Annotated in this window: 9 protein-coding genes and 1 pseudogene; 5 read left to right on the top strand and 5 right to left on the bottom strand. The window is 69.3% G+C overall.

What is annotated here, in order from left to right; all coding sequences use genetic code 11:
• Positions 1–3: 3 nt before the first annotated feature.
• The 3 genes from OG456_RS03840 to OG456_RS03830 form a co-directional block, all read right to left on the bottom strand.
• On the bottom strand, positions 4–519 hold the full coding sequence (locus tag OG456_RS03840; protein WP_266557201.1) for a ribose-5-phosphate isomerase: 516 nt from the start codon (positions 517–519) through the stop codon (positions 4–6).
• Between the two features lie 81 nt (positions 520–600).
• A complete protein-coding gene (locus OG456_RS03835; RefSeq protein WP_266557199.1) occupies positions 601–2,310 on the bottom strand; it encodes a dihydroxyacetone kinase family protein in 1,710 nt (569 codons plus the stop codon).
• A 136-nt stretch (positions 2,311–2,446) separates the two neighbouring features.
• Positions 2,447–3,385, bottom strand: a complete 939-nt coding sequence (locus tag OG456_RS03830) for a sugar phosphate isomerase/epimerase (protein WP_266557197.1) — start codon at positions 3,383–3,385, stop codon at positions 2,447–2,449.
• A 259-nt stretch (positions 3,386–3,644) separates the two neighbouring features.
• Between OG456_RS03830 and OG456_RS03825 the strand changes: the two genes are divergently transcribed.
• Both OG456_RS03825 and OG456_RS03820 read left to right on the top strand, forming a co-directional pair.
• A complete protein-coding gene (locus tag OG456_RS03825; protein WP_266557195.1) occupies positions 3,645–5,963 on the top strand; it encodes a beta-glucosidase in 2,319 nt (772 codons plus the stop codon).
• Positions 5,964–6,062: 99 nt separating this feature from the next.
• Positions 6,063–7,352, top strand: a complete 1,290-nt coding sequence (locus OG456_RS03820; RefSeq protein WP_266557193.1) for an MFS transporter — start codon at positions 6,063–6,065, stop codon at positions 7,350–7,352.
• Between the two features lie 463 nt (positions 7,353–7,815).
• On the opposite strand, the gene OG456_RS03815 is transcribed toward OG456_RS03820, so the two are convergent.
• Positions 7,816–8,328, bottom strand: coding sequence for a substrate-binding domain-containing protein (locus tag OG456_RS03815; RefSeq protein WP_266557191.1), 513 nt, complete (start codon positions 8,326–8,328; stop codon positions 7,816–7,818).
• A 318-nt stretch (positions 8,329–8,646) separates the two neighbouring features.
• Positions 8,647–8,904, bottom strand: coding sequence for a hypothetical protein (locus OG456_RS03810; protein ID WP_266557189.1), 258 nt, complete (start codon positions 8,902–8,904; stop codon positions 8,647–8,649).
• A 388-nt stretch (positions 8,905–9,292) separates the two neighbouring features.
• Here OG456_RS03810 and OG456_RS03805 point away from each other — a divergent pair, with 388 nt between their 5' ends.
• The 3 genes and pseudogenes from OG456_RS03805 to OG456_RS03795 all read left to right on the top strand — a co-directional run.
• Entirely contained in the window at positions 9,293–9,991 is a 699-nt protein-coding gene (locus OG456_RS03805; protein WP_266557187.1) for a ThuA domain-containing protein, read from the top strand.
• Positions 9,976–11,067, top strand: a complete 1,092-nt coding sequence (locus OG456_RS03800; RefSeq protein ID WP_266557185.1) for a Gfo/Idh/MocA family protein — start codon at positions 9,976–9,978, stop codon at positions 11,065–11,067. Before OG456_RS03805 ends, OG456_RS03800 begins: the two co-directional genes overlap by 16 nt.
• 223 nt (positions 11,068–11,290) lie before the next feature.
• Positions 11,291–11,976 (top strand): annotated as a pseudogene (locus OG456_RS03795) (ABC transporter permease); the annotation flags it as partial.
• Positions 11,977–12,156: the final 180 nt, after the last annotated feature.

Below are 12,156 nucleotides of genomic sequence, written 5' to 3'. Positions count from 1 at the left end.
CGCTCAGCAGCCTGAGCCGACCTCGTCGGTGTGGTCGGCGCCTGTGTCGTAGGCGTCGAGAGCCTGGACTTTGTTGGCGGAGGGCGAGGTGGCGTCGAAGCGGTATCCGAGCCACTCGCCGACCAGGCGGCGCGCCAGTTCGAGGCCGATGACCCGCTGGCCCATGGTCAGTACCTGGGCGTTGTTGCTGAGTACGGCGCGTTCGACGGAGAAGCTGTCGTGGGCTGTGACGGCGCGGACGCCACGCACCTTGTTGGCGCTGATGGCGACGCCCAGACCGGTGCCGCAGAACAGCAATGCCCGGTCGGCGCGGCCGTCGGCAACGAGCCGGGCCGCCGCGACACCGATGTGCGGGTAGGCCGTGTGCTCGTCTTCGCCGACCCCGACATCCTTGACGGAGGCGACGCGTGGATCGGCCTGCAGGTCGGTTTTGATCGCTTCCTTGTATGCGTAGCCGGCGTCGTCGCTGCCGATGACGAGGTGCAGTGGGGCCGGGGCGGTCTGGTCGGGGTGACCCATCGTCGGTTCCAGATCTTGGTGGTGGTTGCGGAGTGGGTGGGGGAGAGCGGTGCGCTCGGATGCGGCGTGGAGTGCGGGCCGTCAGTCGGCGAGCAGGTCGGAGGCGGTGCGCGCGCACAGGGCCAGGGAGAGGGCGCCGGGGTCCGGCGTCCCGACGCTGCGTTGGGCCAGCGGCCGGGCACGGCCCAGGCGCGGCGTGAGCGCGGCGGTCGCCTCGGCGGCGGAGCCCGCCTCGGCCGCGGCGCGGGCGAAGGCGGACACTGTGTCGTCCCCGCGCCCGATGCCTGCGGTGAAGGTGTCGACGAGAGGGGCGAGGGCGTCCACGAGCGTCTTGTCTCCGGGGGCGGCGCCGCCGAGCGTCGTGACGGCCTCGAAGGCGGCTCGGGCACCGGCGGCCGCACGCGCTGCGTCGGCGGCTCCAGTGTCACCGAGTTCCTGGGCGAGGGCACGCAGCCCCACGCCCCACAGGACTCCGGACGTGCCGCCGGCCTCGTCGGCCCAGGCGTCGGCGGCGGCGCTGAGCAGCGAACGGGCGCCGGCCGACCGGGAGTCGGCCTGCTCGGCGGCGCGCACGGCGGCATCAACGCCCTTGGCCATGCCGCGCCCGTGGTCGCCGTCACCCGCGACCGCGTCGATCCGGCCGAGCTCGTCGGCGGCGTCGTGCAGTGCGTGTTGCAATGCGTGTAGGACGTCGAGAATCGTGGTCGCGGTGGAGCGCGAGGGCTCATCGCCCCGGACGTCAGGTGTCTCGGGCACCGTGTCGGGCAGCGCGCGCGGCCCGGCTGGCGCCACGGGCAGCGGGAGGCGCCGGAAGCCGGGGGCGTCGGCGGGCGCGCACCACCAGCGCTCCAGGTCCTCGTCCAGCCACATCAGGGTCAGCGAGCACGCGGCCATGTCCAGGCTGGTGACGAGCTCGCCGACCTCGGGCCGGACGACGGTGAGCCCGGCCTCGGCGAGGGCCTGCCCTACATGGCCCCACAGCAGGAACAGCTCCTCGTACTTCGTGGCACCGAGCCCGTTCAGGATCGCGGCGACGCGGGAACCGGCCGTCGCCGGGCGCTCGGCGAGCAACCGGTCCACGAGGATGCGGGCGACGGTCGGGGCGTCGGCCATGTCGGCGTCCTCGACGCCTGGTTCGCCGTGGATGCCGAGGCCGATGGCCATCTTCCCCTCGGGCACGGTGAACAGCGGCGCATCGGCGCCGGGCATCGTGCAGCCGGCGAAGGCGATGCCGAAGGAGTACGTGGCGGCGTTGGCGTGGTGGGCTGCGGCTTCGACGGCGTCCAGGGTGAGGCCTTCCTCGGCCGCCGCGCCGGCGACCTTGAAGACGGTGAAGTCACCCGCGATGCCGCGCCGGTCACCGGACTGGTCGGCCGGCGCACTGGCCACGTCGTCGGTGACGAGGACCGTGCGGGTGTCGATTCCGGCGTCACGCAGTCGCGCCTGCGCCATGCCGAAGTTCATACGGTCGCCCGCGTAGTTGCCGAAGCAGTAGAGGACGCCGCCACCTGCGTCCGCGGCCCGCGCCACGGATTCTGCCTGTCGGCTGGAGGGCGACGTGAAGATGTTGCCGACGACCGCGCCGGCGGCGAGTCCACCGCCGACCAGACCGCTGAAGGCCGGGTAGTGCCCCGAACCCCCGCCGACCACGACGGCGACCTGTCCCGGCCGCAGTGGACCGGTGCGTATGACGCCGCCGGGCACGAGTGTGGCGTGCTCGGGATGGGCGGCGGCGAATCCGCGCAGCTGGTCCTCGCTGAATCGGGCGGGGTCGGCGTACAGCCTGGTCATGGCAGGTGGTTCCTTGTCGGGAGGCGGGGCGCGCGTCGGTGCGCGCAGGGCGGGGCCGAGCGCGCCCGACCGGTCACCGATCGGGGGCGGGTGGCCGGTGGGGCGGCGTCGGGTCGGCCTGGCTGGGGGGCCGGGCTCAGGCCGTGGGGCGGCCGGGCAGGATGCGTCGCAGGTACTCGCGGTTCGCGGCGGATACGCTGAGACCGTCGCCGCCGTAGTGCTCCACGCAGAACGCGCCGTTGAAGCCGTGGGCGAGGGCGATCTTGACGGCCTGCCGGTAGCTGACGAACCCGGACTCCATGGGAGCGGGGGACGTGAGGACGGTGCCGGTGGAGGGGTCCTCCATGCGGTAGTAACTCTTCACGTGCCAGTAGTTGGCGTGCGGCAGGGTCTTCGTGACCATCGACTCCCACGACTCGATGGGGCGCTGCATGCGGATGAGGTTGCCCAGGTCCGGATTGAGGCCGACGTTGTCGCGCTCGATGTCGGTGAGCAGAGCGACGGCCGAGTCTGCCGTGCCGAGGTAGGTGTCCTCGTACATCTCCAGCGAAAGCTGCACGCCCACCGAGGCGGCGTGGTCGGCGAGTTCGCGCAGCCGGGTCACGGCCCTGTGCCACGTCTCCCTATCGCCGGCCGGGTCCTTCGGTCCCGGCACGGTCCAGAACCAGAGCACGGATTGCTGCTCGGCGGTGAGCGGCCGGTGCAGACCGACGGAGATGAGCGGGACGCCGAGGGCGGCGGCCGCGTCGATGGTGCGGTGCGAGTAGGCGAGGTTGTCGTCGCCGTCGACCGGGTCGATGACACTTCGGCGGATCGCGGAGATGGCCGGGGCGGTCAGGCCGACCTTGGCGAGCGTGGCGCGCAGCTCCTCGAGGCGGGCCGGGGCGAGGTCGCCGGGACGGAGCCAGCCATCGGTGAGGTCGACCTCGGTGAACCCGGCGTCCACAACCTCCTGCAGGGTCTGGCCCCACTGCTCGGCGGGCTGGTCCTGGGTGGGGACACCATCAGGTCCGGTGTTCGGGAACTGCAGGAGGGCGGCGGCGATCGGCCAGGTTTCTGCGGTGTGAGTCAGCATCGGCTCCCTTTCTCTATTTCCTATATGATCTAGGATCCTGCAGGCTGTCAAGAGTGGCCCAGCTCACATGCGCCCGCCCTTCGTCGCACTCGGAATGCTTTGTTCCGGGCGGCCGAAAAAAATGCACGCACCTTCTTGACCTGAGGCCTTGTCCGTGCGCATGCTTCCCGCGTTCTTTTTGTCAACGCCCTGAACTTATCTGTCGACCGGCCTGCCTCCTCGTGGCCCCGCGGATGTGCAGGCCGGATGCAGGAGCCCCATGAACCCCTGGAACGACACATCGCTGTGCGCCGACGAGCGGGTCAAGACCCTCCTGGCAGAGATGACCCGGGCCGAAAAAATCGCCCAGCTCGGCGGATACTGGGCCAAGACCAACGTCGGCAGCGGCGACGCCCGCGTCGCACCGATCGAAGAAGCCCTCGCCGCCCGCTCGAACGAGCCCACGGCCCTGGCCCACGGCATCGGCCACCTCACCCGCCCCTACGGCACCCGCCCCCTGACTCCCGAAGAGGGCCGCGCCGAACTCGTCCGCGTACAACGGATGTTGACCGGCAGCACCCGCCTAGGCATTCCGGCGATCGCACACGACGAGTGCCTCACTGGCTTCGCCGCCTTCGGGGCCACCGTCTACCCCACCCCACTGGCGTGGGCCGCCACCTTCGACCCCGCACTGGTCGAGGAGATGGGTGCCGCCATCGGCCGCGACATGGCGTCGGTCGGAGTCCATCAGGGCCTCGCCCCGGTCCTCGACGTCGTACGCGACTACCGCTGGGGCCGCGTCGAGGAGACGCTCGGCGAGGACCCGTACCTGACCGGCCTCATCGGCACGGCCTACGTCCGAGGCATGCAGTCCCAGGGCGTCGTCGCCACGCTCAAGCACTTCGCCGGGCATGCGGCATCACGCGGCGCCCGCAACCACGCACCCGTCTCCATCGGCGCCCGGGAAATGGCCGACGTGATCCTGCCGCCCTTCGAGATGGCCGTGCGCGAAGGTGCCGTGGGCTCGGTGATGAACTCCTACACCGACCAGGACGGGGTTCCCGCCTGCGCGGACGAGTCGCTCCTGACGAAAGTGCTGCGCGAGCAGTGGGGATTCACCGGCACAGTCGTCTCCGACTACGGATCGATCGCTTTCCTGCAGACCATGCACCGCGTTGCCGCCACCGAAGGCGACGCCGCCCGCCTCGCACTGACAGCCGGAATGGACGTCGAACTACCCAACACCCGCTGCTATGGCGACCCGCTCGCCCAACAGCTCGACGACGGCCTGATCACCCCCGAGTTCCTGGACCGCGCCGTCGAACGCGTCCTGCGCCAGAAGCTCCGACTCGGCCTCCTCGACGCCAACTACACCCCGGAGGCGGACGCCGGATTCGGCACCCCCGTCGACCTCGACTCGCCGACCAACCGCACACTCGCCCGCACCATCGCCGAACGCTCCATCGTCCTGCTGGCCAACGAGGGCGCCGCCCTGCCCCTCGACGCCGCCCGCACCCCCACCATCGCCCTGATCGGCCCAGGCGCCGACGACGCCACCACCTTCCTGGGCTGCTACTCCTTCCCCAACCACGTCCTGCCCAAGTACCCGGGTCACCCGCTTGGACTCGCCCTGCCCACCCTGTGCGAGGCGCTCACCGCGCAACTGCCGGACATCACCTTCGTCCATGAACCGGGCTGCAGGATCAGTGGAGGCGACCACTCCGGTCTGCCCGCCGCCGCGCGTGCCGCCGCCTCGGCCGACCTGGCCCTGGTCGTCGTCGGCGACCGCGCCGGAATGTTCGGCAACGGAACCTCGGGGGAGGGCTGCGACGCCCCTCATCTGCAACTACCGGGCGTGCAGGCGCAGTTGATCGAACACGTACTCGCCACCGGCACCCCGGTCGTCCTGCTCGTCGTCTCCGGCCGACCCTACGCACTCGGTGGACTCGCCGAACGCTGCGCGGCCGTCGTGCAGACCTTCATGCCCGGCGAAGAGGGCGGTCCGGCCCTGGCGCGCGTCCTGTCGGGCCGGTCCTGCCCGAGCGGCAAGCTCCCCGTACAGATCCCGGCCACCCCGGACAGCAATCCGGGCACTTACCTCACCCCGCCGCTCGGCCGCCACAGCGAAGGCATCAGCGTCCTCGACAACACACCCCTGTACCCCTTCGGGCACGGCCTGTCGTACACCTCCTTCAGCTACGAGGACCTGCGGCTCGACGGCGGAGCGCGCGTCCCCACCGACGGGTTCATCGAGGTCTCCTGCCTCGTCCGCAACACGGGACAGCGCGCGGGCCGGGAGACCGTCCAGCTCTACTACGACGACCCGGTCGCCCAAGTCGCCCGTCCCACAATGCAGTTGGCGGCCTTCGAAGTCATCGACCTGGCACCGGGTACACAGAGCCGTGTGACGTTCAAGATGCACGCCGACCAGACCTCGTACACCAAGGACGCCTCCGGCGACGGCCGGCGGCTCGTCGAGCCCGGCACCATCCGCCTCATGCTCGGATCCTCCAGCGGTGACATCCGGCTGAGCGCCGATGTCGAACTCACGGGACCGCAGCGCTGGGTGGGCGCGGAGCGCCACCTCCGCCACGCGTAACCGGCGCCACACAGTTCTCCCGGCCGCGACCCTCGCCCGACACACCTCACCTCTCTACATCCCCCCGTGTCCTGCCCGACTACAAGGAAGTAGCCTGCCGTGACCCCCGAAACCCTCCGCAGCGACACCGCCGCGCCAGAACGCGGCATGTCCAGCACCCTCTCGGCCGTCGCAGCCCCCCGACCCCGACTGGTGGCCGGCATGGCGGCAGGTCAACTCGGTATATTCCTCGCCCTGTTGACGCCCATCCTCGTCAGCCTGCAACTCAAAGTCCAAGCGATCGTCCCCGAGAGCGACCAGGTCTCGTCGCTCGGGATCATCACCACCACGGGCTCGGTCGCCGCGATGCTGGCTAACCCGTTCTTTGGGCGTCTCAGCGACCGCACCACCGGCCGCTACGGCCGGCGCCGGCCCTGGCTCGCCCTCGGCATGCTGGGCCTGTTCGTCGGGCTGCTGCTCATCGCCACGGCGAGCAGCGTCGCCGTCATCACCCTCGGCTTCGTCATCGCCTCGGCGTCCGCCAACGCCGCGCTCGCCGCATTCGTCGCAACCGTCGCCGACAACGTCCCCGAGTTCAAGCGCGGCAAGATCAGCGGACTGCTCGGCATCATGCAGAACCTTGCCCCCACCGCGGGCACCTGGATCGCTAAGTACTTCACCGACCAGATGCTCCTGCTCTTCCTGGTACCCAGCGTCATCGGCATCCTCCTGGTGATCGGATACATGCTGGTCCTCCCGGACAAGCCACTGGAGCGGAAGCCCCCGCGGGAAGGCTTCAGGGCGGTCCTGCGCACCTACTGGGTGAGCCCCAAGCAGCACCCGGACTTCGCTTGGACCTGGCTCTCCCGCTTCCTGCTGACGCTCGCCAATTGGATGTTTACCACCTTCCGTCTCATCTACCTCCAGCACGAGATGCGGCTCAGCGCCGCCGAAGCGACCGAGACGCTCGCCGTCGGCGTCCTCCTCTATGGGCTGGTCGTTATGGGCGCCTCGCTGACCGCCGGCTGGCTCTCGGACCAGGTCGGACGCCGCAAGCCGTTCATCGCCGTCGCTGCCGTGTCGTTCGGTGTCGGCATGCTGATCCTCAGTCAGGCTGACACCATTGCCTTGTTCTACTGTGCGGAGATCGTCCTGGGACTGGGTTTCGGCACCTACCTCGGTGTCGACCTCGCGCTCGTCATCGACGTGCTGCCGGACCCGGACAATCCTTCCAAGGACCTCGGCATCTTCAACATCGCGATGTCGGCCCCACAGATCTTCGCCCCCGCACTCGGAGCGCTGCTCATCTCACTCGGCGGCGGGCACAACTACGCGATCCTGCTGATCACCGCCTCCCTGGTGTGTCTCGGTGGTGCGCTGGCCATCCTGCCCGTGCGCAAGGTGCGCTGAGCGGGACTCTGTCGGGGATCTTGTCGTTTCCTGGTGCGGCAACGTGATCAGCGGGCATTCTTGGGGCGTTCCGAAGGCCGATGCGGTTGTCGAGGTGCCTGTTGTCGCTCCGTCCGCCTTCCGGTGAGTAAGCCCTGTCTCTGACCGCGCAGATCGCACAGGGGAGTACCCCGGAAGGGACGACGGCGATGTCTGGGGCACGATGCCGTTGCGGGCGATGGTCTCGCGGATCAAATCCTCGGCCGCACAGTTGAGCAGCGTGGCCTTCTCGCGCTGCCATGTGTCGTGCCAGAGCAGCCCGGGCGACGGATCACCCCAATTCTTTGCACCGTTGGCGAAGATCCCCCGGTGGCAATGGTGTTGGTGGAAGGCCTCCACGATGCAGAACGCGTACGCCTACTCGTCCACCGCGTGGGGAGGCAGGTGAGGCGCTTGCATCGCCAACCGCCTGGCCGAAGCCGCCTCACCGGAGGCGCGTTGTCGATTCGCGTACTGCGAATTGCGTGGCGAGTTCCACGCGGTGGGTGTCGGGTTGTTCGCCGCGGGATTGGCGGAGTACGGCGCGGAGGGTGGCGCGGCGCATTTCCTGGAGGGGTTGGGCGACGGGGGTGAGGGCGGGAACGGAGTCCTGGGCGAGGGCGGTGCCGTCGAAGCCGAGCAGGCTCAGGTCTTCGGGTACGCGGATGCCGCGACGTCGGGCCTCGCGCAGGACACCGACGGCGATGGCGTCTTTGCCGGCGAAGATCGCGGTCGGGGGATTGTTGCGGGCCAGGAGTGCGGTGACGCCTTCGGTGTCGTGGTCGGCGCGGAAGCGGCCGTGGGTGAGGAGGTCGGGGGCGAGGCCGTGGGCCGTGAGAGCGCACAGGTAGCCGTGCAGGCGTGCCTGGTTGCATTCCGTCGACTCCGGGCCGCCCAGGTAGGCGATGCGGCGGTGGCCCAGGCCCAAGAGGTGTGCGGTGGCGGCTTTGCCACCCACCAGTTGGTGGCTCCGACACTGACGACGTCGGCGGGCGGCGGGTTGAACGAGTGTCTGTTTCCTCCCCTGCCCGAAGGCAGGGGTATCCACGGAGGAACTCGATGACCACGACGGGGATGTGCTGGCGCTGGAAGGCAGCCAGTTCGCGCTCGCCGTACGCCGAGGTCACCGCGAGGATTCCGGTGCGGCCTTCACTGATCATGCGCTGTGCCATGCGGGTCGAGTCGAGTGGACCGTGGACTTCCGGTGGTACTGAGGGTGATCTCGACGCCAGCGCTCGTGGCGTGGTCGAGGATGCCTTTGAGCACCGTCGAGGGGTCAGTCGGAGCCAATTGCGTAGAAGGCGACCTCGACGACAGAGGGCCCTGCGGGCGAGCAACGCTGGGCCGGTGAGCGGTACCCGGTCTCCTCGAGTGCGGCAAGGCCCCTCGTGGGCGTTCCGGGAGCCACGTCCGCCCGGCCGACGACCTTGGACGCGGTGGCGGTGGAGACTCCCGTGCCGTGCGCGAGGGCGGCCGACGTAAGCCTGGGCTTGGGCTTGGGTTTGGTATTGCTCGAGGAGGACGGGAGGGGCATTTCGCTTCCTGATGTCTCGAAATATTTTCGGTAGCGGCAGCTTGGGTTGGCGCGCGCGGCGTCAATTCCCGGCGTGACGTCGGCCTTCGCCCGTCCATCCTCCAGCGACCACACTCAAATGTCACTGTGTGCACGCCTCTTGACCGCGATCTCCACCCCTCCCTACGGTGCCAACGTATCGAATATTCTCCGAAAGATTTCGAATTTTTTGCGAGGTCGGATCGCCTTCCAAGCCTTCGTCTCTCAGCGCTGAGGAGCGGAAGACCATGAACTTTCGCAGACGCCGCAGACTGCCGTGATCGCACGCCGCCGTCTCGTCAGCGGCCTGACGGCCGGGTCCGGCAAGCACGCGCACGTAGGCACCCATCTCGTACAGCAAAGGAGATCAGTGGCGACCAACAAGAAGGCCCTCGTCGTACGCGGCGGCTGGGAGGGGCACCAGCCCGTCGAGGCCACCGACCTGTTCATCCCGCACCTCACGGCGCATGGCTACGCGATACGGGTCGAGGATTCGCCCAAGGCCTATGCGAACGCCGCGTACATGGCCGGAGTGGACCTCGTCGTGCAGTGCGTGACGATGTCCACGATCGAGCGGGAGGAGTTCGCCGGGCTGCGGACGGCCGTCGAGAACGGCACCGGTCTCGCCGGCTGGCACGGCGGGATCGCTGACTCCTACCGCAACACCGCCGACTATCTGCACCTCATCGGCGGGCAGTTCGCCTGTCATCCGGGAAAACACCGGGACGAGCGAATCGGCGAGCAGTCCGACAACTACGTCCCGTACACCGTGAACATGCTTCCGGCCGCGGCCGAGCACCCCATCACCGAGGGCATAGCGGACTTCGATCTCGTCACCGAGCAGTACTGGGTCCTCGCCGACGACTACATCGACGTCCTCGCCACCACCACGCAGAAGATCCGCCCCTGGGACCCCTGGCACCGGGAAGTCACCTCGCCGGCCATCTGGTCCCGCCGGTGGGGCAAGGGTCGGATCTTCGTGTGCACGCCGGGACACCACGTCGAGGACCTCGAGAACCCCAGCGTCCGAACCATTGTCGAAAGGGGCCTGCTGTGGGCCAGCCGCTGAACATCGGGATCATCGGGTGCGGCACGATCGTCGACCAGTACCTCGCCAGCCTGCGCAGGCTGGGGGATGTCGCCCTGGTCGCCGTAGCCGATTTGGACGCGGCGCGCGCCCGGGCCGTCGCGAAGGAGTGGGACGGCGGCGATGTGCGCATCCTGAGCGTCGACGAGCTGCTCGCCGCCGACGACGTGGACCTCGTACTCAACCTGACGATCCCCGCCGCGCACGGCGAGATAGCACTCAAGGCGATCGCGGCCGGCAAGCACGTCTACGGCGAGAAGCCTCTGGCCGCCACGACAGGAGAGGCCCGCCTGGTGCTGAAGGCCGCCCGGCTGGCGGGAGTTGTCGTCGGCTGCGCGCCGGACACCGTACTCGGCACCGGCATTCAGACCGCACGCAAGGCCATCGACGACGGACTCATCGGCGCACCGGTCGCGGCGACGGCGACGATGGTCACGCCCGGACACGAACGCTGGCACCCGAACCCGGACTTCTATTACGCCCCGGGCGGCGGACCACTGCTCGACATGGGCCCGTACTACATCACCGCCCTCGTCACGCTGCTCGGGCCCGTGACCTCGGTGATCGGAGCGGCGAGCCACACGCGTACGGAGCGCGAGATCGGCAGTGGGCCGCGGGCCGGTGAGCGGGTCGACGTCCACGTGGACACCCATGTCACGGGTGTCCTTGTGCATGAGTCGGGAGTGCTTTCAACGCTGGTGATGAGCTTCGACGCGGCCGCGACGCACTCCGCGAACATCGAGGTGCACGGACCTCTGGGCACACTGGCGGTGCCCGACCCGAACCACTTCGAGGGCGACACTCGCCTCTTCCGCCTCGGCGTCGGCGAGTGGGAGGCGCTCCCGGTCTCCGCCGGCTACCTCGGGGCGGGGCGTGGCTACGGCGTCGCGGATCTGGCGGCCACGCCCGCGACGTGCGAACCGCGCGTCGGCGGTCCGCTCGCGTACCACGTGCTCGATGTCATGGAGTCGCTGCTGAATTCGGCGGAGAGCGGCTCGTCCGTCATGGTGGCCAGCCGGGCGGAGCGGCCGTCGGTGGTTCCCCTGGCGGAGCTTTGAGGGGCGGGGTGCGCGGCGGGGCATCGGCTACGTCGACGTGCCGCGGTTGTGGCAGGTGACCCGACTGCGTTCCGCCGGGGGCGGCGGCACTGGTGGCCGTGCCAGAAGGACCGCACGCCGCGCAACTGGGCCCCCTCAGTCGACAGCTACTTCACCACCTTCGTGGAGGCCTGCACCGACAGCTACTTGGCCTCCTGGGACGACGCCGACCAACCCGCTCACGGCGGGCGCGGCGCATGGGATCGGACTGCTGCCCGCCAGCTGGTCCATCCCTATCACCCTGACGGCCGGTCTACTGATCGGGGCGGTGAACGCCCTGTACATCATCCGGTTCGGGCTCAACGGCTTCATTGTCACGCTGGGCATGCTGATTGTGCTGCGCGGCATCCTGACGGGCGTCTCCGGCGGCCAGACCTTCTTCAATGAACCCGCCTCGATGCCTCTACCTCCGCACCGCCCAATGGCTGGGCATGCCTGCCTCGGTGTGGATCTGCCTGATCCTGTTCGCCATCGTGATGGTGGTGTTCGGCTTCACCAGCTTCGGTCGCTCCCTCTACGCGATCGGCGGCAACGTCGACGGGGCGAAAGCGGCCGGCATTCGCGCCGACCGGGTGCTGTGGATCGTCATCGTCATCGTCATCGTCACCGCGAGCGTCCTCGCCGCGCTGAGCGGCCTGCTGCTCTCGGGACGCCTCGCCTCGGTGCTCTCCGCCCAGGGCAGCGGCTACGTCTTCACCGTGTTCGCCGCCGCGGTCATCGGCGATATCAGCCTCAACTGCGGCAGGGGCACCGTGTTCGGCGCGTTCACCGGCATTCTGCCGCTGTTCCTTCACCCTCGGAGGTGTCCCCGCACAGTGGATCGGCTCCCTCAACGGCGCGATCACCCTCAGCGCCCTCGCGCTGTCCCGCACCCCCGGCAGCCGCTCCCCCTTCGCTGCCGCCCGCGCCCGGCTGACCACGCCGTATCAGGTGGCGGTGCCCACGGTCGGGACGCCGACCTTCGAACCGGCGAGGTGAACTCTCACCGGAAGGACCGGTACGGCAGAACGGCCCACGTGAAGCCACGTGCGCGTCCCCCGAGTTGCACCA

It is taken from the genome of Streptomyces sp. NBC_01446 (assembly GCF_026340095.1).
GTDB lineage: Bacteria > Actinomycetota > Actinomycetes > Streptomycetales > Streptomycetaceae > Streptomyces > Streptomyces aureus.
This window is presented reverse-complemented; position numbering and strand designations above follow the sequence as displayed.

What these genes read in the sequence shown, in the direction of transcription:
- OG456_RS03830 (WP_266557197.1), bottom strand. Translation starts at nt 3,385, where the DNA reads ATGCTGACTCACACCGCAGAAACCTGGCCGATCGCCGCCGCCCTCCTG.
- OG456_RS03835 (WP_266557199.1), bottom strand. Translation starts at nt 2,310, where the DNA reads ATGACCAGGCTGTACGCCGACCCCGCCCGATTCAGCGAGGACCAGCTG.
- OG456_RS03810 (WP_266557189.1), bottom strand. Translation starts at nt 8,904, where the DNA reads ATGCCCCTCCCGTCCTCCTCGAGCAATACCAAACCCAAGCCCAAGCCC.
- OG456_RS03825 (WP_266557195.1), top strand. Translation starts at nt 3,645, where the DNA reads ATGAACCCCTGGAACGACACATCGCTGTGCGCCGACGAGCGGGTCAAG.
- OG456_RS03840 (WP_266557201.1), bottom strand. Translation starts at nt 519, where the DNA reads ATGGGTCACCCCGACCAGACCGCCCCGGCCCCACTGCACCTCGTCATC.